Raw genomic sequence first — 23,131 nt, 5'->3', positions numbered from 1 at the left:
ATGCTATGATGTAGCTACAGCTTCCGTTATAATGATAGGGATAGTTTGAGTTAGATGATCTTTCATTCTGGAGGGGACATAAGGGATGCACAAATGGATCATGAGCGGGGTATTTTTTGCAGCATGTGCTTTAGCTATTGTTTTAATGTTTACGCTTCCAGGTAAAGAAGAAGTGGCTCAGGAAGCCAAACCAACCATGCCTGAAGTGGCTATGGACGCCGGACAGGCTGAGACACTAGTGAAGGCCAACTGTATCTCCTGTCACGGCGATCAGCTTCAAGGTGGCGTAGGCCCAGCTCTTGCGAACATCGGCAGCAAGGACGATGTGGAGAAAATCTATTCCACCATTGTCAAAGGTAAAGGCGGCGGTATGCCTTCGTTCAAAGGCAAACTGCAAGACGAAGAAATCGCCCACATTGCAATGTGGCTAGCAGAGAAGAAATAATGCATTCTGCGCGTAAGGCATCAAAGAGGCTCTCACCCTCCCGTTAGGGAGACAAGAGCCTCTTTTGGTATGCATTACAAACATCATCCTGCAGACAACGTTGGTGCAGATTATTATGTTCTCATTTTCTCAAAAGCTTCGTTGTACTGCTCTGCTTCTTTGATGTCTACCGATGTAATGCCACCTGCATCCCAAGACGTAAGACGCAGTGTAACCGTTGTATAATCAATAGTAATAAAAGGGTGATGATTGAATGCTTCCGAAATCGCAGCGACTTCATCCACAAAAGCAATCCCTTTCATATAGTTAGAAAACACAAATTTGCGGACAATCCACCGTCCCTCTTCCAGTTCCCAGCCTTCAAGCCTTCCCAGATGAGCTTCGACTTCCTCTTGCGTAAAAACCATGCGTTATCTTCCTCCCCATATGATGAGACATCGCGGACTTACATCCACATGACCATCGGCACCTTTACATGCTGCCCATACAGCCTAAAAGGCAGGCCACCGCCCAGCGGCGCCTTTTTCATGAGTATCATCTTACCACGTCAAAGCACCAAAATCCATAGAACAGATGGCTCAGTGCCTTGAAGCGCAAGGTTTTATCGTCACTACACATGTTAAATTAGAGGTACAAAGGTTAGCTCTTCTTCTCCAATCAAAATATGGATCCGGTGTTGTTCTTTGTCATGGATCACCACACCGCTCCCAACCGGAATGACGGATTCCTCTCCAAGCGCGTAGAACAAGTCCTCCGCCAGTGCTTCGTCTACCTCGAGCTGTTCCGGTTCCCCTAGTCTCCCCCACTCTTCCGCATCCATTTCAAAGAAAACATAGCGATCCGGTATGCGTCCTATGGCCACTGTTAAATCTGTCAATATTCCTTCATAATCACGTCCATGCTTTACGCCCATTGACTTCTCACTCCCACTCACCTTGTAAAAGGCGGATTTGATCTTATTATACCTGAAAATAACCCTTAAAAAAAAAGCCCATCTGGTCGATAAATACTATACATGACCGTTTCATTCGTTTTCGGTAGCCATGGAGGTTGCCAGACATGCAACGGATTGCAGCAGAACCTTCGTCTGGAAGCCCGAATTCTGCCGCCTGAAAGGATTCAATTTTATCTCATGGATGAGGTGTATGATGGAAATTTCAACGATTATCGGACTAGTTTTGGGGTTAGTCTCCCTTGTACTCGGTATGTTTTTGAAGGGTGCTCCGCTGATTAACCTCGTTAATAACCCGGCAGCATACGTTATTATCTTCGTTGGTACGGCAGGAACCATCTTTATGGCGTTTCCTATGTCTGAAGTTAAGAAGATTCCGAAGTTATTCGGTATCCTTTTCAAGAAGCAAGAACTGATTGACCGCGTTTCTCTAATTGGCACATTTATGGACTGGGCTTCCACTACCCGTCGTGAAGGTTTGCTCGCTCTGGAATCAAAAGTAGAAGAGATTGATGATCAGTTCCTTCGCAGCGGCATGCGGATGATTATTGACGGTAACGACCAGGAGTTCGTCAGTGATGTACTGATGGAAGATATTCATGCGACCGAAGAACGACATCGCGGCGGCGCACTGATCTTCGCTCAGGCGGGGATGTATGCACCAACCCTCGGCGTTCTCGGGGCCGTCGTAGGCCTGATTGCGGCACTCGCCGACCTCAGTGACATGGAGAAGCTCTCTCATGCTATTGCAGCGGCATTTATCGCAACCCTCCTGGGTATCTTCAGTGGTTACGTGTTATGGCACCCGATGTCCAACAAGCTGAAGCGGATGTCCAAGAAAGAGATGGAAATCAAGTTGATGATGGTTGAAGGACTCTTGTCTATTCAATCTGGCGTATCTACTATTGCCATCAACCAAAAGTTATCCGTATTCCTGACACCTTCCGAACGTAAACAACTGGAAGAGAAGGAGGGATCATCAGGTGAAAAAGGGTAAAAAACACGAACCGCATGAGGAGCATATTGATGAAAGTTGGTTGCTTCCCTATTCCGACTTAATGACCTTGTTGCTCGCCTTGTTCATCACCCTGTTCTCCATGAGTTCACTAGATGCTGCCAAATTCGAGCAAATGGCCTCTGCACTAAGCAGTGCACTCAACGGAGGTTCCGGTGTTCTGGATCACACGTCAATGAATCCAACGGACTCCAGTACAGACTTAGGCAAGAACAAGGAAGTACCGAAGGAAATCACAAAGAAAACTCCTGCTCAGATTACGGATGCCCAGATGGCCCAAAAGGAACAGGAAGATCTGGAAAAACTCAAGAAGCGACTCGACAAGTATATTTCTCAGAATGGACTATCAGACCAACTGAATACCAAACTCAACCAGTCTGAACTCAAGATCACCATCAGTGATAAAGCGTTGTTCTCCTCTGGGCGAGCAGATGTGAAGCCTGAATCACGTTCACTGGCCAAAGCGATCTCTAGCATGCTGCAAGAGTTCCCTGAGTATGAAGTTGTCGTATCCGGCCATACCGATAATATTCCCATTTCCAATAACCAATATAAGGATAACTGGGATTTGAGTGCAGATCGTGCTCTGAACTTTCTGAAAATCCTGTTGCTGAACCCGCAGCTTGATCCTTCCAAGTTCACACCTAGTGGTTACGGGGAGTATCATCCAATCGCCAGCAACGATACAAATATCGGAAGAGCACAGAATCGGCGTGTAGAAGTGTCCATTATCCGGAAGTATCAAAGTAACAATGCGAATGTAAAATCCGTGAGTGGTGGCAATTAGCAGTCCTTCAGCACGGAATGAGTTTAAGACCGTTCTCCTTGAAACTGATGGAGAGCGGTTTTTCTCTTTTTTGAGGCGTCGAGTATATGGGTGTCCTCCTGTATTTAAACTAAAAAGCATTGTCTCCTCTTAAAGGAAACAATGCTTTTTCATTCGTGCTAATGTTAAGGCGGGCCTTCACCCGTTTCATATTCAGTATTCCTTATTCCAACGAATAGTCCAGTAAGCCGCCCAGCTCTGCTTTTTCAGCAGATGTAAGCTCCCGCCATGTTCCTGTTGCCTGCTCTCCAAGATGAATGTTCATGATACGAATCCGCTTCAGCTTGCGAACCTCATATCCGAATGCACTGCACATCCGCCGGATTTGACGGTTCTTGCCTTCCGTCAAAATAATACGGAACACACGGTCTGTCATTCTAGTTACGGTGCAAGGCAGCGTCATTTCACCTAGGATTTTAACACCGGTGCTCATTCCCCTGAGGAAGCTTGGTGTGATTGTCCGATCAACCGTTACAATATATTCCTTTTCATGACGACCTTCGGATCTCAAAATCCGATTCACGATGTCCCCATCATTCGTCATCAGAATTAAACCTTCCGAATCCTTGTCTAGACGTCCGATCGGGAAGATCCGTTCATGATGCCCAACAAAATCAACAATATTCCCCTGAATATGCTGTTCAGTTGTACTTGTGATTCCCACGGGTTTGTTCAACGCAATGTACACATGCTTTTTCTTCTCACTAATCGGCTTCCCGTTGATTCGAACATCGTCGCCTTCTTCTGCTTGACTGCCGAGCTCCGCCTTGATGCCATTAATGGTCACCTGACCACTTTCAATTAATTTGTCGGCTGCTCGGCGGGAGCAGTAACCTGTCTCACTAATAAATTTATTAATACGCAAAAGGTCATCTCACCTCATCTAGTTCTCTTCATCTGGTTGTTGTTCTTCCGCTGATGGATCTGCCTCCTGTAACTGTGTCTGCACTTCAGAAGCCGGCAGTTCAATAATGACAGTGGTTCCCCTATTCATAGCACTCTTAATATCCATCATGCCCTTATGGGATTGAATAATTCGCTGACTTACCATGAGGCCGAGTCCTGTGCCGGATTCTTTGTTCGTGAAGAACGGCTCACCAAGCTTTGCCATCATTTCTTCCGGGATGCCAATGCCTTCATCCTTAATTTCAATCCTAACTCGGTTGGCCTGCTCGTTAATCTTCAGCTTGATATGGATGCTTCCTCCATTCGGCATAGCTTCCATACCGTTTTTGAGGACATTGATGAATACTTGCTTTAACTGATTCTCTTCACAGTGTACCATAGCTGAATCCGATGATGCATGCAACACAAACTCAACCCCGTGCAGATGTGCCTGACTATCCAGCAATGAGATAACATCCCCAAGAATGAAACGAATATCTCGCTCTTGAAAATGAACTGCTTGCGGCTTCGCCAGAATCAAAAACTCGCCTACGATCAGGTTGATTCGGTCAAGCTCAGATAACATCAGATCCAGATGGCGATGATTTAGCTTGTTGCTCTCCTGTTGAAGCTGTAGGAAACCGCGCAACGTTGTAAGTGGATTTCGAATCTCATGGGCTACTCCGGCGGCTAGCTGTCCAACCGTCGTTAGCTTCTCCGACCTTCTAAGCAGCTCTTCCATCCGATTACGGCTTGTAATATCCCTTGAGACACTGATGAGAGCTGTAATCTCACCAGCCTCGTCGCGTACAGGCGCCGTACTTACACTGACTTCAACCCGGGTTCCGTCTTTTTTCATCCAGATCGTTTCATTAGACGTAATCGACATGCCTTCAATAAGCTGTGCATGCTGCTGCTTCATTTCTTCTTCCGCTTCAGGAGGAATAATCTTGAGCGAACGTCCTTCCACCTCACGGCTACGAAAACCATATAATTGTTCAAATGCACGGTTAACCCGTAGCACTTTTCCTTCAAGGTCTGTTATATGAATTGCATCAGCTGTCTGATTAATGATAGACTCCAGATGCTCCTTCACTGCCCGGTTCTCTTCATACATCTGCTTTAGACGACTTGTATAGTGACCCAGATTTCGAATCATCGCATTAATCCGGTTGGCGAGCTGTCCCAGCTCATCCTTGCGTTTAATCTTCAGACGGAAATCAAAATGCCCATCCGCCACATCATTCACCTTGCCCAAGATCGATTGGATGGGACGTGTAATGTAACCAGCAAGCAAGTAACTGCCAAAGATCACAATCTCCAGCAAAACCAGAGATATCGAAGCATGGCTGACCAGCTGTTCAGATACCATCGAGGATATTTGTTTGTAATCCATGACAATACTGATCACATATGAAGACTCATTCGGTGTGAAAATCGGAATAAAACTCTTCAAAACCTTCTGATCATGTGTTTCACTCACGAAAGATACATTCTGCCCTGTGCGAACAGCTCGCACCACAGCACGATGGTCTTCATCTACCGAGCCATACTGATATGTACCAAAACGGATCGGTCTGTTATTCAGTTTGCTGAAGTTCGTATCTCTTCCATCATCGCTCATATCCGGGCTCGCAAAAGTCAATGGATTAATGCCTGTAATCTCCAAAATGGAGGGATTGACTTCACGGATTTTATTTAAGATTTCATCCGGGCTAGAGATCTTCACATAGTCATCTACTTCAGTATTATTATAGAAGGGGTTGATTATGTAATTTCTCTTTCCATCATGGTAATAACCCCAGATATCAATATCTGTAGGACTGGACGTCGAATACTCGAAACCATCTGACCAGAAATGATCAAGCTTCTGCCCCTCGGGAATCGTTACCTGATGCTTCTCGAATAACTGCTTAAACGCCTGATACCAGTACGTCATTGATTTCGTGGAGAGCCCTATCTCCCTTGGATCAGAGGACCTGTTAACCACAATGTCATTATCCGTCTGTTCCAGGAGTGAGATATGGGATACACCTACTTTTTTACTCAAACGAACCAGATCTTCATTGGTAATGTTCTTGATGTCTGGATCTAATTCCTCTGCTGCCATAATAGAAGCAAGCCACAGATTGTTTCCAATCTGTCTTTTTACATAATCTGCACTGTACTGATTTTGTTCGACAGAAATTGCGATCTGTTTCGCTGTGAGTACCATCTTGTTCTCACTATCCTGCCTCAAATTCTCTTCTGTAGTATAATAACTCAGTGCGATATTTAATACCAAAATAACGAGCACCGAGCACGACATAATCATGGATAATTTCGTTTTAATAGACAAATTCGTTCTTCACCTCTCGGCTTATGCCCTCTGGCGATATATGGCAAAACCTATACCCATCATAACGCTTGTATGACTATTTGAAAAGGATAATCGCCCTTTGCCCGAAAGTTACCGCTCTGGCTGAATAGATCGAATATTGTTGTATGTTCACTTTTCATGAAATGCAATGAGATGTATCACTTGATTTATTCACAAATCCACAGGGTTGTGGATAGTATGTTCATAACTATGTGATTAACTAATAGTTATCCACAATTCTGTGCACAACATGTTAACAAACCGAATGTTTGTTCGCTGAATAAATGTTGAAGAAGGGAGTTTTACGCCTATGAAGGATGATTTTCCCCAGCCTGATCTCACAGTGCTGCCCGAGGAAGAGCTGCATGAATATTGGATGAGGCAGGCTATTGCAGAAGCCCAGAAAGCAGAGGCGCTTGGTGAGGTACCCATCGGAGCCGTAATTGTGCGTAACAACGAGATTATCGGTCGTGGGTATAATCTGCGGGAAACCACGCTCGATTCTACTGCCCATGCGGAGATGGTAGCCATTCGAGAGGCAAGCGAAGTCATTGGAGCTTGGCGCTTACTGGACTGTTCACTGTACGTTACTCTCGAACCTTGTCCAATGTGTGCCGGTGCGATTGTACAATCTAGGGTTCCACGCGTTATCTTCGGTACTGCGGATCCCAAAGCAGGATGTGCAGGGACATTAATGAATTTACTTCAAGAACCGCGCTTCAACCATAGAACCGAGGTTATCCCTGATGTTCTACAACCGGAGTGTTCTTCCATGCTGACTCAATTTTTCAGACGTTTGCGTAAAAAATAATAACCCTGTAACATAAGAAAACAATATGTGAGAAAGGATGTTTGCTGCAATGGCACTAACACTATACGATACAGCTCATGGCATAAGTCTTCGTTTACTCGACATCAAAGATGCACAAGCCTATCTTGAACTGATTGAGCTTACCCGCATCCCTTATCAAGCAGTTGAACCAATTCGCGAAAATGATTTTTACACGCTTGAAGCTCAGACCCGGCGCATTGAGGATCGCGTGCGAGCTGCTGACGAGGGTACCGGTTATCAGTTCGGTATCTTCACGATTAAGGATGACCTCCTCATCGGGCAAGTCAGTCTGAACAATGTTGTGCTCGGCGTTGCTAATTATGCAGATATGGGTTACTTCATCCATCCGGACTATCAAGGCGGTGGACGAATGACTGCTGCGGTAAAGCTGGCTGTAGCCTATGGATTTCGTGTTCTGAAGTTAAACCGGGTGCAGGCCGCTGTATTGCCATCAAACCAGGGTTCTAAGCGGGTACTGGAGAAGAACGGATTCCAGCATGAGGGGATCGCTCGTAAATATTTGAAAATTAACGGGGTCTATCAGGATCATCAAATCTACGCCGTGCTTGCCGAAGATTTGGGAGATGAATTACAGCGCTAAGCCCATTGCCGCACCCTCAGTGATTGTCTACATAATAAACACATCATTCCTTGTGTACAGGAGCGAGTGGTATTTATACAAATAAAACCCGCCTAGATACTAGCAGGAAAAGAGCTTTCTCTGCTTGAGTATCAGGCGGGTTTTATTTGTAGATCAGGTTTAGATCCTAATATCCGTAAGAGGAGTTCATCAATTGCTCGAACTCTTCCATCGTAATTACATCGTCACCCGTTGGGATGTTGATTTTGAATTCAGGCTTTTCGTTAATTTTAGTGTATGTGTTCGAACCAGTGAAGGCCAATTTCATTTCGTCTTTGGTATCTTCCGGTTTGATCAGCATGTCAGCGACCATTTTTTGATAAACTGGGAAGTCGTTTTTATCCAACGCAAAATCAATGTTGAATGTGTTGATTGTCAGAACGTTTTTCAATTTATCCAGATCTTTAGTCATTTCAGCTTGATCTGCTTCAGAGATTTTCAAATCTTCTTTGGCTTTGTCAATATCTGCTTGGCTCAATTGCAACATATCTCTGTACTCTTCTTTAGAGACAATATCCATCACTTTAGGAAGTGCTTTGGTTACCAGTACAGTAACTGCTTCTTTCACATTGTCATTGTTTACAGAGAATTGTACAACCTGCTTCGCGTCTACACCTTCAGGCAACTTTGCATCTTTGGTGTCGAGGTTTTTGAAGAACTTAGCTTCATCATACTCACCCAGTACCGCATCCATGATTTCGTTGCTCAGCTTTTGTGTTTTGGCTGCGTCCAGTGCATCGGGGTTAAATTCTGTACCCTCTTGCTCCGCCAGCTTTTTCAAGTCGAATTCAATAAATTTGCCCACCATATTTTCCGGAATCGGGAAGAATGGGATGTTTGGCACTTTTATATACAATTTCTCTTTGGTCATTACCATAGGAATGTTAAAAGTCATCCCCATATCGCCTTTAAGCTCGATGCCAACGGTCATCTCTGTCTGCATTGGCTCGCTTTGGTATACACCTGTGACATTCAGTTGTGCGTCCTTCAGCATGCTCATAAACTGGGTCATGCTTTGATCCGTCTGAGATGCATCACCAGGTTTATAGCTCAACTCATTAATTGTAAAGTTGGAACTCATTTCGTACGAAGTTAATTTAGAAGCATTCGCTGCAGCCGTCTTCAATGCCTCTTTTGGTTCTTGCTTGCTACTACATGCTGTTAAAGCCAAAGATACGGTTAACAACAACGTAAGAAGAAGCGCCCCCATGCGTTTAGTCATTTGTTTCTCTCCTCTCGTGATAACCCCAAAAAAATAATTCAATACCAATGATATACCATCTCGGCCGATACTGAAACCTAATTTGGGAAAATTGTGATTTTTCCTCTTGAAAATGGCTAGAAAGACCTATGTCAGGTACGGGATGATCTGACTGCTAGTCTTTCCATATGTATGAATACGCAAAAGCCCCCTGTTAGGTAACAAGGGACTTTCGAAATGAAGTGATTTTTTATGTTTGGTACTTATCTTTTGCACGAGAACATTATAGGTTACCCCTCCGGATTTAGATGATCCACATGATTCTGATTCTTCACTTTTTTAGAGCCAGACAATGGTTCCTGCATGGAAGAACGCTTGGATGAATGACGTTGCTGATGGTTATCCTGAGCTTCGGGTACAGGAATTGCTTTTGGTTTACTCATATAAGTGCCTCCTCATCATAGGTTAGGAATGAGATGGGTCTCTATCTTCCGTTTTATCATGATTTAATGCATCCTGATGGCGGCGATCATTGGAATCTTGCTGTATTTGCTGTGCATGATGGCTGTTAACCACAGTTTGTTCGAGATCTCCAACAACATTTTGCAGGTTTTTATCCACACCCAATTTGGCTTTAGTCATTCCATTCGACCCCTTTTGGTTCGTGTTAAGATTTCGTTATCGATTGCAGTGACTGAGCACACTCGTGAATATGCCGAGTGTAATCATGCGCCAGTTCCTGAATCGGTTCTGTGCGCTCATCCGTTGTTCGCCCATCCCGTTCCACGTCAACTAGCTCTACACTGACCTCACGGGAATCAACATATTGGCATTTAAAATCAAAAGAGTACATTTCGTGACCTGCTGTAGCAATGTGTATCCGAATCGCCTGATGATTTGCTTCGTCTGCCATAACCTGTGCCTGATCACCCACATTCAAGACTTCAGGCAAACGCTCCTGCCAAGCACCTACAAGTTCGTTCTGATCAATGTTTAGTTCGCGGTTCATCTTTACCACCTCCACTTCTATAACGTGCGGAGAAGACGTTGTTTTTATGCATGAATGAATCTGGCCATACCATAAACTTCATTAAAATGATTACAAATTCAATTGTGCATGATACAATCATTTCATTATATAGAGTTAGGAGGGAATCATCTATTGAGAGTTGCCACAGGCATCATCTTCGCGTTTTGGCTTGTATTCATGTTCTTTAAGTTTCTGACAACACAACCTGTAGGTTATGATGGAGAGACTACACGCATATTAAGCGGAGGACTAATCTTCGTTCAATTCATTGCATGGGCTTTTATTTTCACATTACCATTTACAACCTTTTCAATTCTAGTCGTAGCAGAAGTGATAGCTTTGTTATTAGCAATAACGTATCAACCAGGCTATTCGGTCTTTGCGGTCGTTAACCTAATCTTCCTTATTATGAGTTTTGCTGCACATAAAGAATTGCAGAAGAAAATAGCAGTATCTAAAAAGCAAGCCAAAACTACATAGGTTTCGTTTAAAGGCATACCGTTCTAGGTATGCTTTTAATTTTCTTCATAAAAGCACCCCTACGAGTAACTCCCGTTAGATTTATCTCTAAAGGTCACAAACACAAAAAACGCACCAGACCGCTATTCAACAGTCTAGTGCGTTTCAAACATAATCACCGCAAATCCATATGCGGCGTGTCATTTAAAAGTTATGGCGGAGAGGGTGGGATTCGAACCCACGTGGGCTTGCACCCTAACGGTTTTCAAGACCGCCCCGTTATGACCGCTTCGGTACCTCTCCAAAAATATTTTATAAACTTGCCACGAAAAGTATCATACCATAGATTAATGATGGAATGCAAGTATTTTTATTTAAAATTTATAATAGAACTGGATTTAACAGCCTCCAGCACTGTAACACATCACCCATCCCACCCGCCATCCTCAAATGGCGAATGGAGTAAGATGATTTGTTAATTATGCTATCTTAAACATCGTACTATTTACGGCGAGCGATGACTTCAATCCCACCCATATAAGGACGCAATGCTTCTGGAATAATCACCGTTCCGTCTTCTTGCTGATAGTTCTCCAGAATGGCTGCTACTGTACGTCCCACTGCCAGTCCTGAACCGTTCAGTGTGTGTACAAATTCAGGTTTCGCCTTAGGCTCTCTGCGGAAACGGATATTGGCACGACGTGCCTGGAAGTCTTCGCAGTTAGAGCATGATGAAATCTCACGGTAGGTATTGCTCTCAGGCAGCCACACTTCAATATCATATGTTTTAGCCGAAGTGAAACCCATATCTGCCGTACAGAGCGTCAACACACGGTAAGGCAAGCCCAGAAGTTGTAGCACACGCTCTGCGTTTTGTGTCATTTTCTCCAGCTCATCATACGATGTCTCTGGTGAAGATAACTTGAGCAACTCCACCTTGTTGAACTGATGCTGACGAATCAAGCCACGAGTATCCCGTCCAGCCGAACCAGCCTCTGAGCGGAAACAGGAACTATATGCGACAAAATGCTTCGGCAGATCATCGGCATTCAAAATTTCTTCACGGTGGTAGTTCGTTACGGGTACTTCTGCTGTTGGGATCAGATAATACTCGGTATCTCTAAGCTTGAACAGATCTTCCTCGAACTTCGGCAACTGGCCTGTTCCAAACAAGCTGTCCCGGTTCACGATATATGGAGGCAAAATTTCTTCGTATCCGTGCTGATCACTGTGCAAATCCATCATAAAGTTAATCAGTGCACGCTCCAGACGCGCTCCAAGTCCTTTATAGAAGGTAAAACGGGAACCTGTCACTTTGGCTGCTGCTTCAAAATCAAGGATGTCCAGCTCCTGTGCAATCTCCCAGTGCGCTTTTGGCGTGAAAGAGAATGACTTGGGCTCTTCCCAACGGCGAATTTCAACATTATCCTCTTCGGATGTACCTACAGGCACACTTTCATTTGGAATGTTAGGAATCGCCATCGTGAGGTCATTAATCTTAACCTCAAGCTCACGTACTTCCTCATCCATCGCTTTAATTCGATCGGAGACCTCGCGCATCTCGACAATCAAATCATCGGCGTTCTCACGGTTCTTCTTCAGTCTAGCTACTTCTGCGGACACGGTGTTACGGCGACTTTTCAGATTCTCGCTCTCCTGCAGTAATTCCCGTCGCTTTGCATCCAATTCTGTAAACCCTGCAATCAGGTCGAGCGATTTGCCACGATTATTTAATGCTTCTTCTACACGTGCATATTCATTCCGCAATATTTTCACATCAAGCACTACGTACCCCTCCTAATAAACCTACATTATAGAGCCTCATGTCAGGCCCGTTCTCGATACTTTCATTTAAAAACACAATAATATCTATTATAACCTACAATGTGCTAATAACCGAAAAAACAACCTATGTCCCCGGTTGCCACCTCCGCTGCGATTCCGCTATGCAGCAGTTACAAGCAACATGAGGCATCCGTCCAGATGCAGCTGCCTCAGTAGCCTAGAACAGACAACTGAGGAGTGCTCCGATGACCGGGAGATCATAGGTTGTACATCATACTTTATTTTGCTTCTACCGATTGTTTATATGCCCTTGCCATGTCTACAAAGTAAGCATGTAGACGGTAGTCATCCGTCAACTCTGGATGGTAGGAGCAAGCCAGCAAATGTCCCTGGCGTGCTGTCACAATCTCATCTTTATACGTGGAAAGAACCTCGACCTGTTCGCCAACACTCTCAATTAACGGAGCGCGTATAAATACAGCCCGTACCGTCTCATCGATACCTTTTACAGGTAGGTCTGTCTCAAAGCTCTCTCTCTGTCTCCCAAAAGCATTACGGGAAACGGTCATATCCATAAGCTCCAGATGAGCCTCATCCTGACCTTGAATACGCTTGGCCATAACGATCAGACCCGCACAGGTACCGAATACCGGCTTTCCAGCTGCGGCGAAGGCACGAATGGCTTCCATGAACCCATACTTGCGCATGAGCTTTCCGATGGTTGTGCTCTCTCCACCCGGTAAAATCAAGCCATCCAGTTCCTCTAACTGCTGAATTTGCTTAATGGCTACACCTTCAGCTCCAGCACGTTCAATACTGCGTATATGTTCTGTAACAGCACCCTGAAGTGCCAAAACGCCGATCTTCATGTCTGAATTCCCCTTCTCTTACCAGCCGCGATCCTGCATACGCTCGGAAGGTGCGAGTTTGGAAATTTCGATGCCTTTCATTGGTGCTCCCAGGTTTTTAGAAACCTCGGCAATCAATTTATAATCGGTATAATGTGTTGTTGCTTCAACGATTGCACGTGCGAATTTCTCCGGGCTGTCCGATTTGAAAATACCAGAACCTACAAATACACCGTCTGCTCCAAGGTGCATCATAAGTGCAGCATCTGCTGGAGTGGCTACGCCGCCCGCTGCAAAGTTAACCACTGGCAATTTTCCGTTCTCATGCACATCCAGTAGAAGCTCATAGGCAACGCCCAGATTCTTCGCTTCAGCATACAGCTCGTCTTTTGACATATTGGTTACTTTACGAATTTGGCTGTTAATGAAACGCATATGACGTACCGCCTCAACAATGTTGCCTGTTCCCGGCTCACCTTTTGTACGAATCATAGATGCTCCTTCACCGATCCGGCGAAGTGCCTCACCCAAGTCTTTCGCTCCACATACAAACGGTACAGTAAACTCATGTTTATCAATATGGAATACTTCATCCGCAGGAGTCAGTACCTCACTCTCATCCAGGTAATCCACACCCAGTGACTCAAGTACTTTAGCTTCTACATAGTGACCAATACGTGCTTTGGCCATAACAGGGATCGTAACAACTTTCATTACTTCTTCCACAATCGTTGGATCAGCCATACGAGCTACTCCACCTGCTGCGCGAATATCAGAAGGAACACGCTCAAGTGCCATTACTGCTGTTGCACCTGCTGCTTCCGCAATTTTAGCTTGCTCAGCGTTCATGACGTCCATGATTACGCCGCCTTTTTGCATTTCAGCCATACCTCTTTTAACGCGTGATGTTCCCGTTTCCATATTCCAAGCCCCCCGTAGTGTATGTGTTGTCTCCCATTTTTCAATAAGCATAATAGCGCTTCTATTCAGATGAAAGAACCTTAGACTTTTATACTGTAATACGTAGAATTCTAACTTGATATTTTACCGGAAAAAGCGTAAATATACAATCCACTCATTCAGTATTAGTTTGTATTTTTCAGTTAAAACAAGTTTTTGATTCCATCGAACAGATCAACGAAGAAGTCTTTGATCGCACGGAAGAATAGGCGGAACCAGCCGCCCTTCTCAGCCTCTTCGGCTGTAATCAGGTTTACCGTTTTTTCCTGAGGTTCCATTCCCTCTGCTTTGTAGGTGTAAGTGACCGTACCAACCTTAGTACCCGCTTTAATTGGTGCAACCAGTTTGTCCGCTTCAGTTACACTCGCTTTGAATGTTACGTTCAGGTCTTGAGTTCCTTTAGGAACAACAAAACTTACTGCATTGTCGGTTACGACAGGAACTGTCGTCTCTTTCCCTTTTTTCAGAGGTACCGTTTCCCAGCCTTTAACTTTGGTTTTACCTGCAACAGCCTGTTTTACTTCAAAATTATCAAAACCATAATCCAGCACCTTTTTCGTTTCTCTAAAACGTGCGGATTCAGAATCGGTTCCCATCACCACGCTAATCAAACGCATACCGTTACGCTCAGCCGTACCCGTAAAGTTATTGCCTGCGTTGCTCGTATGGCCTGTTTTCATACCATCCAGGCCTTCGTAAGCGTAGCTTTTGAAGTTGGTTATATTTTTATTCGCTTCCAGCATCCAGTTATAATTGATAATAGGTGCTTTGTCGTTCGGACGGAATTTGTAGGATTGAATCGTTGTAAAATCTTTGTAGTCAGGATGATCTCTGACGATATATCTACACAAAATAGCAGCGTCTAAAGCGGACATCACCGTTTCCTTGTCTTCTGCTGGACGGAATTCTGCTGGCATGTCTGCACGATCCAGACCAGTAGAGTTAATGAAGTGGGTATCCTTCATACCCATCCGTTTCGCTTCCTCATTCATCATTTTTACGAATTCAGCTTCCGAACCGGCAACATACTCTGCCAATGCCACGGTAGCATCATTGGCCGATCCAACAGCCATGGCGATATACAGATCTTTTACCGTGTGCTGATCACCTTCAGCCAGGAAAATGCGTGATCCGATACTTTTAGCTGCATTTTTTTTAACAGTAACTACATCGTCCCAGCCAAACTTGCCCTGTTTCACCTGTTCTGCAACAATATACTCTGTCATCATCTTCGTCATACTCGCTGGTGGCATCGCTTTATCCGCGTCAACTGACAGTAAAATCTGGCCTGTAGAAGCTTCCATCAGGACTGCCGATCTTACATCAAGTCCAAGCGAGTCTACTGAAGGGATACTAACGGCCTTTGCTGGCGTTTTCGTTGTTGTAGCTGCCGCAGTCAGAACCTGACCAGAGTCACTGGCAGCGGCCATAACAGGCATCACTGCAGACATGCATAGCATGTTAAGGAGCATAACGGAGGCTACGCTCTTTTTGAGGATCTGACGTTTTTTCTTATTCATGTGTTTGGCTTTCAATGATGAATACTCCCTTCGGTCTGAAGCTTCTGAATAATGCCTCAGTGCAGCTCAAGCTGCTATTTTCATAGTCCCTGTCACTGTGTCAATGGATATGTGGTTCTCTGCTGAATGCGCTGTATCGAAATGAGCAAGTTCGTTGCTCTATTATTCAGATCAATTGTCACTTCGCTCGCATCTTGCTGAATGCTTATCTTATGTAAAACGTAATAAACATTCTTTCTAGTATGATAAGTCATAACTGGCTTACCTTGAGTTTTATAAAAAATTCATGGATCACGTCAAAAAATCGCCGCAACGCCCCGTTCCATCCTAGGACGGTCACCGCTTGTTCTATTCTATCACAGGGGTATCCGCAAAAAAAGACAAGCCCGGCGAAAATCGCCGAGCCTGCCTTGGAAATCATTAACTCACTTCAGATTACAACGAGTAGTTAGGTGCTTCTTTCGTAATCTGCACATCATGTGGGTGGCTCTCACGAAGGCCAGCGCCTGTAATACGGATAAAGCTTGTGTCATTACGCAATTGATCCAGATTACTCGTTCCGCAGTATCCCATACCCGAACGCAATCCGCCGATCAACTGATGAATTGTATCAGACAAAGGACCTTTGTATGCTACTCGACCCTCAATGCCTTCAGGAACCAGTTTTTTGTCATCATCCTGGAAGTAACGGTCTTTACTGCCTTGTTTCATTGCAGCCATTGAACCCATACCACGATATACTTTATAACTACGTCCTTGGAAGATTTCCGTTTCTCCTGGACTCTCTGCTGTTCCTGCAAACAGGCTTCCCAGCATTACCGCATGAGCACCGGCAGCAAGAGCTTTGGTGATCTCCCCAGAGTATTTAATACCGCCGTCAGCAATGATAGGTACGCCGTATTCACGCGCCACGCTTGCACAATCATATACAGCTGTAACTTGAGGAACACCAATACCTGCAATAACACGAGTAGTACAAATGGAGCCTGGCCCAATACCTACTTTAACAACCGAAGCTCCTGCTTCAATCAGATCACGTGTGGCTTCACCCGTAGCAACGTTGCCTGCAATAATGGTGAGCTCAGGGAAACGTTCGCGTAACTTGCGAACCGCTTCAATAATGTTAATATGATGGCCATGAGCTGAATCTACTGTAATCAGATCCACACCCGCTTTGACCAAAGCGTCTGCACGTTCAAAAGTATCTTTGGAGATACCAATTGCTGCACCAACCAAAAGGCGACCTTGCGCATCCTTCGCAGCTTGTGGGAACTGAATGGCCTTCTCGATATCTTTAATCGTGATAAGGCCCTTCAATGTGTTGGACTCATCCACCAATGGTAGTTTTTCAATTTTATGCTTCTGCAAGATACCTTCTGCCTCTTGCAGTGTTGTACCCACAGGAGCTGTAACCAAATTCTCACGCGTCATGACTTCACTAATCTTGATGTTGAAATCATGGATAAATCGCAAGTCACGGTTTGTCAGGATTCCTACGAGCTTCTGATCTCCTTCAACGATAGGCACACCAGAAATCCGGTATTTTGCCATAACTGCCTCAGCATCAGATACCAGATGTTCAGCTGTAAGTGAAAAAGGATTGGTGATAACACCGCTCTCCGAGCGTTTAACCCGATCCACTTCTTCAGCTTGTTGTTCAACGGACATATTTTTATGAATAATACCAATACCGCCTTCACGTGCAATGGCAATCGCCAATGTCGCTTCAGTAACAGTATCCATCCCTGCACTAATCAAAGGAATGTTCAATTTGACGTTATCACTCAAACGAACGGATACGTCTACTTCTTTAGGCAGTGTCTCGGATTTCCGTGGCACTAGCAATACATCATCAAAGGTGAAGCCTTCCTTACCAAATTTATCTTCCCACACGCAAGTGTTCCTCCTTATGTTTGCTCAGCTTTACGGACCAAAACCCGAAGATTCAAGGCTGTATTGTATGCCGAAAATTCGTTTTCTGAAAATATATTATTGTCCATCTTAGCAAAGCGATATTTAGAATGTCAAGGGAAACTCCTTGGAACAATCAGGTGTGCTTCCCCTTGTATACAAATGTGTTTCTTAGGTGGACAAGCCTTGATAATATAACAAAAGGCGTCCTTTTATTCAGATGGACGCCTGCTTTTGTTTTGAGTGTAGTTTAAGTATTCCTTTAATGAAGATTTTTATGTTCTTCACGATTTTGATAAAAATATAAAAACCACCACCGAACATCATCGGCAGTGGTTCTTTGCTTGGCGGCGTCCTACTCTCCCAGGACCCTGCGGTCCAAGTACCATCGGCGCTAGAGGGCTTAACGGTCGTGTTCGGGATGGGTACGTGTGGAACCCCTCCGCCATCGCCACCAAACGCGATTGGTCGAAGCATAGCTTCTTCCATTCATTCAGAGTTGTTGTTCTCTGAAAACTAGATTCGAAACGAAACGTACGCGATTTAAAACTTGCTATTGGATAAGCCCTCGACCGATTAGTACTGGTCAGCTCCATGCATTACTGCACTTCCACCCCCAGCCTATCTACCTCGTCGTCTTCAAGGGGTCTTACATACTGGGAAATCTCATCTTGAGGGGGGCTTCACGCTTAGATGCTTTCAGCGCTTATCCCGTCCGTACATAGCTACCCAGCGGTGCTCCTGGCGGAACAACTGGTACACCAGCGGTACGTCCATCCCGGTCCTCTCGTACTAAGGACAGCTCCTCTCAAATTTCCTACGCCCACGACAGATAGGGACCGAACTGTCTCACGACGTTCTGAACCCAGCTCGCGTACCGCTTTAATGGGCGAACAGCCCAACCCTTGGGACCTACTTCAGCCCCAGGATGCGATGAGCCGACATCGAGGTGCCAAACCTCCCCGTCGATGTGGACTCTTGGGGGAGATAAGCCTGTTATCCCCAGGGTAGCTTTTATCCGTTGAGCGATGGCCCTTCCATGCGGTACCACCGGATCACTAAGCCCGACTTTCGTCCCTGCTCGACTTGTAGGTCTCGCAGTCAAGCTCCCTTATGCCTTTGCACTCTTCGAATGATTTCCAACCATTCTGAGGGAACCTTTGGGCGCCTCCGTTACTCTTTAGGAGGCGACCGCCCCAGTCAAACTGCCCACCTGACACTGTCCCCGCACCGGATTACGGTACCAGGTTAGAACCTAGATACGATCAGGGTGGTATCCCAACGGTGCCTCCACGCAAGCTGGCGCTCACGCTTCAAAGGCTCCCACCTATCCTGTACAGATCGTACCCAAATTCAATATCAAGCTGCAGTAAAGCTCCATGGGGTCTTTCCGTCTTGTCGCGGGTAACCTGCATCTTCACAGGTATTAAAATTTCACCGGATCTCTCGTTGAGACAGCGCCCAAGTCGTTACGCCATTCGTGCGGGTCAGAATTTACCTGACAAGGAATTTCGCTACCTTAGGACCGTTATAGTTACGGCCGCCGTTTACTGGGGCTTCGGTTCACAGCTTCGGGATTACTCCCTAACCACTCCCCTTAACCTTCCAGCACCGGGCAGGCGTCAGCCCGTATACTTCGCCTTACGGCTTCGCACAGACCTGTGTTTTTGCTAAACAGTCGCTTGGGCCTTTTCACTGCGGCCCCCTCGTGCTATTCACACTACCGGGGCACCCCTTCTCCCGAAGTTACGGGGTCATTTTGCCGAGTTCCTTAACGAGAGTTCTTCCGCGCGCCTTAGAATTCTCTTCTCGCCTACCTGTGTCGGTTTGCGGTACGGGCACCTTCATCTGGCTAGAGGCTTTTCTTGGCAGTGTGAGATCATGACCTTCGCTACTGTAATTTTCACTCCCCATCACAGCTCAGCCTTACGGTTAGCGGATTTGCCTACTAACCAGCCTCACTGCTTGGACAGGCATCCATCAGCCTGCGTCACTACCCTACTGCGTCCCCCCATCGCTCGTAACGATTTACGGTGGTACAGGAATTTCGACCTGTTGTCCTTCGACTACGCCTTTCGGCCTCGCCTTAGGTCCCGACTTACCCTGAGCGGACGAGCCTTCCTCAGGAACCCTTAGGCTTTCGGCGGATCAGATTCTCACTGATCTTTTCGTTACTCATACCGGCATTCTCACTTGTATAATGTCCAGCGCTCCTTACGGTACACCTTCAACCCTTATACAACGCTCCCCTACCCCTGATGCAAGCATCAAGCCATAGCTTCGGTGGTGTGTTTAGCCCCGTTACATTTTCGGCGCAGAGTCACTCGACCAGTGAGCTATTACGCACTCTTTCAATGGTGGCTGCTTCTAAGCCAACATCCTGGTTGTCTGTGCAACTCCACATCCTTTCCCACTTAACACACACTTGGGGACCTTAGCTGATGGTCTGGGCTGTTTCCCTTTTGACAATGGATCTTAGCACTCACTGTCTGACTCCCGGAAGTAAGTCTATGGCATTCGGAGTTTGACTGAGCTTGGTAACCCTTGCGGGCCCCGCACCCAATCAGTGCTCTACCTCCACGACTCTGTTTTCCGAGGCTAGCCCTAAAGCTATTTCGGGGAGAACCAGCTATCTCCGAGTTCGATTGGAATTTCTCCGCTACCCCCACCTCATCCCCGCATTTTTCAACATGCGTGGGTTCGGGCCTCCAGTGCGTGTTACCGCACCTTCACCCTGGACAGGGGTAGATCACCCGGTTTCGGGTCTACGTCCACGTACTCACTCGCCCTATTCAGACTCGCTTTCGCTGCGGCTCCGGCTCTTCACCTTAACCTTGCACGGGAACGTAACTCGCCGGTTCATTCTACAAAAGGCACGCCATCACCCCTAAAACGGGCTCTGACTTTTTGTAAGCACACGGTTTCAGGTTCTATTTCACTCCCCTTCCGGGGTGCTTTTCACCTTTCCCTCACGGTACTGCTTCACTATCGGTCGCTAGGAAGTATTTAGCCTTGGCAGATGGTCCTGCCGGATTCATACGGGGTTTCACGTGCCCCGCACTACTCGGGATCCGTCTCGGAGAGAATCAACTTTCAATTACAGGGCTTTTACCTTCTTTGGCGGGCCTTTCCAGACCTCTTCGTTTAACTGACTCCTTTGTAACTCCATGTGAGACGTCCCACAACCCCAAAGAGCAAGCTCTCTGGTTTGGGCTTCTCCGCGTTCGCTCGCCGCTACTGACGGAATCACTATTGTTTTCTCTTCCTCAGGGTACTTAGATGTTTCAGTTCCCCTGGTATGCCTCTACATAACCTATGTATTCAGTTATGAGTAACTGGATATTACCCCAGCTGGGTTTCCCCATTCGGACATCCCCGGATCAAAGCTTGCTTACAGCTCCCCGAGGCAGTTTCGTTGTTCGCCACGTCCTTCATCGGCTCCTAGCGCCTAGGCATCCTCCGTGTGCTCTTAGTAGCTTAACCAGGTCGCTCGTGTTCGAGCTGTCACTTCCCTTGGTTTGCTTGCGCAAAGCCAAAAGTCGTTCCATTTCGATCACTCGCTCCAGCAATCTACCGTTTTTATTGAAACTTGTTATACACAAGTTCAGCTAAAAAGGAATGTTCTAATTCGCGTTTGTTTCGTTTCGATATCTAGTTTTCAAAGAACAAATCGTTTGGTTCGGGCCGTTCACGGATGTGTCGGTCGAACAAACGAGAAGTTTTGAGAGTTTGAGCTCTCAAAACTGAGCAACGAGTGAGTGGTTTGCAGCTGAGCTGCATATTTGAATGTTTCCACGCGGGAAACGATTCTCCATAGAAAGGAGGTGATCCAGCCGCACCTTCCGATACGGCTACCTTGTTACGACTTCACCCCAATCATCTATCCCACCTTCGGCGGCTGGCTCCTTGCGGTTACCCCACCGACTTCGGGTGTTATAAACTCTCGTGGTGTGACGGGCGGTGTGTACAAGACCCGGGAACGTATTCACCGCGGCATGCTGATCCGCGATTACTAGCAATTCCGACTTCATGCAGGCGAGTTGCAGCCTGCAATCCGAACTGAGACCGGCTTTGTTGGGATTGGCTCCATCTCGCGATTTCGCAGCCCGTTGTACCGGCCATTGTAGTACGTGTGTAGCCCAGGTCATAAGGGGCATGATGATTTGACGTCATCCCCACCTTCCTCCGGTTTGTCACCGGCAGTCTATCTAGAGTGCCCACCCGAAGTGCTGGCAACTAAATATAAGGGTTGCGCTCGTTGCGGGACTTAACCCAACATCTCACGACACGAGCTGACGACAACCATGCACCACCTGTCTCAACTTTCCCCGAAGGGCACCTAACGCATCTCTGCCTCGTTAGTTGGATGTCAAGACCTGGTAAGGTTCTTCGCGTTGCTTCGAATTAAACCACATACTCCACTGCTTGTGCGGGTCCCCGTCAATTCCTTTGAGTTTCAGTCTTGCGACCGTACTCCCCAGGCGGAGTGCTTAATGTGTTAACTTCGGCACCAAGGGTATCGAAACCCCTAACACCTAGCACTCATCGTTTACGGCGTGGACTACCAGGGTATCTAATCCTGTTTGCTCCCCACGCTTTCGCGCCTCAGCGTCAGTTACAGCCCAGAGAGTCGCCTTCGCCACTGGTGTTCCTCCACATCTCTACGCATTTCACCGCTACACGTGGAATTCCACTCTCCTCTTCTGCACTCAAGTCACACAGTTTCCAGTGCGATCCGGGGTTGAGCCCCGGGATTAAACACCAGACTTACATGACCGCCTGCGCGCGCTTTACGCCCAATAATTCCGGACAACGCTTGCCCCCTACGTATTACCGCGGCTGCTGGCACGTAGTTAGCCGGGGCTTTCTTCTCAGGTACCGTCACCTTGAGAGCAGTTACTCTCCCAAGCGTTCTTCCCTGGCAACAGAGCTTTACGATCCGAAAACCTTCATCACTCACGCGGCATTGCTCCGTCAGGCTTTCGCCCATTGCGGAAGATTCCCTACTGCTGCCTCCCGTAGGAGTCTGGGCCGTGTCTCAGTCCCAGTGTGGCCGATCACCCTCTCAGGTCGGCTACGCATCGTCGCCTTGGTGAGCCGTTACCTCACCAACTAGCTAATGCGCCGCAGGCCCATCCCCAAGTGACAGATTGCTCCGTCTTTCCAGTTCTCTTCAGGCGAAGAAAACAAGTATTCGGTATTAGCTACCGTTTCCGGTAGTTGTCCCAAGCTTGAGGGCAGGTTGCCTACGTGTTACTCACCCGTCCGCCGCTAACCATCCGAGAAGCAAGCTTCTCTTCAAGTCCGCTCGACTTGCATGTATTAGGCATGCCGCCAGCGTTCGTCCTGAGCCAGGATCAAACTCTCCAATAAAGTTATTGAAAAGAGCGATAAGCTCATTTTGAATCTGACGAGATTAAAAATCTCATTTTTGATCTTGCAAGCAAGATCGATACTCACTCG

General features: G+C 46.4%; 19 protein-coding genes, 1 tRNA gene and 3 rRNA genes. 6 read left to right on the top strand and 17 right to left on the bottom strand.

Features of this window, described 5'->3' with window-relative positions:
- Nucleotides 1-85: 85 nt before the first annotated feature.
- Nucleotides 86-445, top strand: coding sequence for a cytochrome c (locus MKY23_RS00505; protein WP_154960663.1), 360 nt, complete (start codon nt 86-88; stop codon nt 443-445).
- Nucleotides 446-558: 113 nt separating this feature from the next.
- Here MKY23_RS00505 and MKY23_RS00500 read toward each other — a convergent pair whose 3' ends face one another.
- A complete protein-coding gene (locus tag MKY23_RS00500) occupies nt 559-852 on the bottom strand; it encodes a 4a-hydroxytetrahydrobiopterin dehydratase (RefSeq protein WP_090924882.1) in 294 nt (97 codons plus the stop codon).
- A gap of 212 nt (nt 853-1,064) precedes the next feature.
- Entirely contained in the window at nt 1,065-1,358 is a 294-nt protein-coding gene (locus MKY23_RS00495; protein WP_154960662.1) for a hypothetical protein, read from the bottom strand.
- Nucleotides 1,359-1,593: 235 nt separating this feature from the next.
- Between MKY23_RS00495 and motA the strand changes: the two genes are divergently transcribed.
- Nucleotides 1,594-2,394, top strand: coding sequence for a flagellar motor stator protein MotA (gene motA, locus MKY23_RS00490; RefSeq protein ID WP_090924884.1), 801 nt, complete (start codon nt 1,594-1,596; stop codon nt 2,392-2,394).
- Nucleotides 2,381-3,199 (top strand): flagellar motor protein MotB, encoded by an 819-nt coding sequence (motB, locus tag MKY23_RS00485; RefSeq protein WP_339834453.1) that lies wholly within the window; start codon nt 2,381-2,383, stop codon nt 3,197-3,199. The genes motA and motB overlap by 14 nt, the downstream gene beginning before the upstream one ends.
- Before the next feature lie 202 nt (nt 3,200-3,401).
- On the opposite strand, the gene MKY23_RS00480 is transcribed toward motB, so the two are convergent.
- Together MKY23_RS00480 and MKY23_RS00475 are read right to left on the bottom strand one after the other, a co-directional pair.
- Entirely contained in the window at nt 3,402-4,103 is a 702-nt protein-coding gene (locus MKY23_RS00480; RefSeq protein WP_339834450.1) for a pseudouridine synthase, read from the bottom strand.
- A gap of 18 nt (nt 4,104-4,121) precedes the next feature.
- Entirely contained in the window at nt 4,122-6,461 is a 2,340-nt protein-coding gene (locus MKY23_RS00475) for a PAS domain S-box protein (RefSeq protein ID WP_339834447.1), read from the bottom strand.
- Nucleotides 6,462-6,792: 331 nt separating this feature from the next.
- On the opposite strand from MKY23_RS00475, the gene tadA reads away from it, so the two are divergent.
- Complete coding sequence (tadA, locus tag MKY23_RS00470; RefSeq protein WP_221790069.1) at nt 6,793-7,293, top strand: tRNA adenosine(34) deaminase TadA; 501 nt, start codon at nt 6,793-6,795, stop codon at nt 7,291-7,293.
- Between the two features lie 49 nt (nt 7,294-7,342).
- A complete protein-coding gene (locus MKY23_RS00465; protein WP_221790067.1) occupies nt 7,343-7,915 on the top strand; it encodes a GNAT family protein in 573 nt (190 codons plus the stop codon).
- A gap of 166 nt (nt 7,916-8,081) precedes the next feature.
- On the opposite strand, the gene MKY23_RS00460 is transcribed toward MKY23_RS00465, so the two are convergent.
- The 4 genes from MKY23_RS00460 to MKY23_RS00445 form a co-directional block, all read right to left on the bottom strand.
- A complete protein-coding gene (locus MKY23_RS00460) occupies nt 8,082-9,176 on the bottom strand; it encodes a hypothetical protein (protein WP_090924890.1) in 1,095 nt (364 codons plus the stop codon).
- 269 nt (nt 9,177-9,445) lie between these two features.
- A complete protein-coding gene (locus tag MKY23_RS00455) occupies nt 9,446-9,598 on the bottom strand; it encodes a small acid-soluble spore protein P (RefSeq protein ID WP_123067169.1) in 153 nt (50 codons plus the stop codon).
- A 22-nt stretch (nt 9,599-9,620) separates the two neighbouring features.
- Nucleotides 9,621-9,797, bottom strand: coding sequence for a hypothetical protein (locus MKY23_RS00450; protein WP_221790065.1), 177 nt, complete (start codon nt 9,795-9,797; stop codon nt 9,621-9,623).
- A 25-nt stretch (nt 9,798-9,822) separates the two neighbouring features.
- Nucleotides 9,823-10,164, bottom strand: a complete 342-nt coding sequence (locus MKY23_RS00445) for a hypothetical protein (protein ID WP_090924892.1) — start codon at nt 10,162-10,164, stop codon at nt 9,823-9,825.
- Nucleotides 10,165-10,317: 153 nt separating this feature from the next.
- Between MKY23_RS00445 and MKY23_RS00440 the strand changes: the two genes are divergently transcribed.
- On the top strand, nt 10,318-10,665 hold the full coding sequence (locus MKY23_RS00440) for a hypothetical protein (protein WP_090924893.1): 348 nt from the start codon (nt 10,318-10,320) through the stop codon (nt 10,663-10,665).
- Nucleotides 10,666-10,858: 193 nt separating this feature from the next.
- Here the strand turns inward: MKY23_RS00440 and MKY23_RS00435 are convergent.
- The 9 genes from MKY23_RS00435 to MKY23_RS00395 form a co-directional block, all read right to left on the bottom strand.
- Nucleotides 10,859-10,947 (bottom strand) — tRNA-Ser (locus MKY23_RS00435).
- Between the two features lie 198 nt (nt 10,948-11,145).
- Nucleotides 11,146-12,429 (bottom strand): serine--tRNA ligase, encoded by a 1,284-nt coding sequence (serS, locus tag MKY23_RS00430; RefSeq protein ID WP_090924894.1) that lies wholly within the window; start codon nt 12,427-12,429, stop codon nt 11,146-11,148.
- A gap of 278 nt (nt 12,430-12,707) precedes the next feature.
- A complete protein-coding gene (gene pdxT / locus MKY23_RS00425) occupies nt 12,708-13,298 on the bottom strand; it encodes a pyridoxal 5'-phosphate synthase glutaminase subunit PdxT (protein WP_339834437.1) in 591 nt (196 codons plus the stop codon).
- A gap of 18 nt (nt 13,299-13,316) precedes the next feature.
- Entirely contained in the window at nt 13,317-14,198 is an 882-nt protein-coding gene (gene pdxS / locus MKY23_RS00420; protein WP_062329598.1) for a pyridoxal 5'-phosphate synthase lyase subunit PdxS, read from the bottom strand.
- A 182-nt stretch (nt 14,199-14,380) separates the two neighbouring features.
- Complete coding sequence (locus tag MKY23_RS00415; RefSeq protein ID WP_154892144.1) at nt 14,381-15,772, bottom strand: D-alanyl-D-alanine carboxypeptidase family protein; 1,392 nt, start codon at nt 15,770-15,772, stop codon at nt 14,381-14,383.
- Nucleotides 15,773-16,192: 420 nt separating this feature from the next.
- Entirely contained in the window at nt 16,193-17,650 is a 1,458-nt protein-coding gene (gene guaB / locus MKY23_RS00410; protein ID WP_090924897.1) for an IMP dehydrogenase, read from the bottom strand.
- A 360-nt stretch (nt 17,651-18,010) separates the two neighbouring features.
- Nucleotides 18,011-18,127: ribosomal RNA gene (rrf, locus tag MKY23_RS00405) — 5S ribosomal RNA — on the bottom strand.
- A 97-nt stretch (nt 18,128-18,224) separates the two neighbouring features.
- Nucleotides 18,225-21,151 (bottom strand): 23S ribosomal RNA (locus tag MKY23_RS00400).
- A gap of 334 nt (nt 21,152-21,485) precedes the next feature.
- Nucleotides 21,486-23,041: ribosomal RNA gene (locus tag MKY23_RS00395) — 16S ribosomal RNA — on the bottom strand.
- Together the 16S, 23S and 5S rRNA genes form the textbook arrangement of a ribosomal RNA operon.
- Nucleotides 23,042-23,131 lie beyond the last annotated feature (90 nt).

Origin of the sequence: Paenibacillus sp. FSL R7-0272 (assembly GCF_037969905.1) — a bacterium.
Classification (GTDB): Bacteria; Bacillota; Bacilli; order Paenibacillales; family Paenibacillaceae; genus Paenibacillus; species Paenibacillus polysaccharolyticus.
This window is presented reverse-complemented; position numbering and strand designations above follow the sequence as displayed.

What these genes read in the sequence shown, in the direction of transcription:
- MKY23_RS00505 (WP_154960663.1), top strand. Translation starts at nt 86, where the DNA reads ATGCACAAATGGATCATGAGCGGGGTATTTTTTGCAGCATGTGCTTTA.
- MKY23_RS00500 (WP_090924882.1), bottom strand. Translation starts at nt 852, where the DNA reads ATGGTTTTTACGCAAGAGGAAGTCGAAGCTCATCTGGGAAGGCTTGAA.
- MKY23_RS00495 (WP_154960662.1), bottom strand. Translation starts at nt 1,358, where the DNA reads ATGGGCGTAAAGCATGGACGTGATTATGAAGGAATATTGACAGATTTA.
- motA (WP_090924884.1), top strand. Translation starts at nt 1,594, where the DNA reads ATGGAAATTTCAACGATTATCGGACTAGTTTTGGGGTTAGTCTCCCTT.
- tadA (WP_221790069.1), top strand. Translation starts at nt 6,793, where the DNA reads ATGAAGGATGATTTTCCCCAGCCTGATCTCACAGTGCTGCCCGAGGAA.
- MKY23_RS00465 (WP_221790067.1), top strand. Translation starts at nt 7,343, where the DNA reads ATGGCACTAACACTATACGATACAGCTCATGGCATAAGTCTTCGTTTA.
- MKY23_RS00460 (WP_090924890.1), bottom strand. Translation starts at nt 9,176, where the DNA reads ATGACTAAACGCATGGGGGCGCTTCTTCTTACGTTGTTGTTAACCGTA.
- MKY23_RS00455 (WP_123067169.1), bottom strand. Translation starts at nt 9,598, where the DNA reads ATGAGTAAACCAAAAGCAATTCCTGTACCCGAAGCTCAGGATAACCAT.
- MKY23_RS00450 (WP_221790065.1), bottom strand. Translation starts at nt 9,797, where the DNA reads ATGACTAAAGCCAAATTGGGTGTGGATAAAAACCTGCAAAATGTTGTT.
- MKY23_RS00445 (WP_090924892.1), bottom strand. Translation starts at nt 10,164, where the DNA reads ATGAACCGCGAACTAAACATTGATCAGAACGAACTTGTAGGTGCTTGG.
- pdxT (WP_339834437.1), bottom strand. Translation starts at nt 13,298, where the DNA reads ATGAAGATCGGCGTTTTGGCACTTCAGGGTGCTGTTACAGAACATATA.
- pdxS (WP_062329598.1), bottom strand. Translation starts at nt 14,198, where the DNA reads ATGGAAACGGGAACATCACGCGTTAAAAGAGGTATGGCTGAAATGCAA.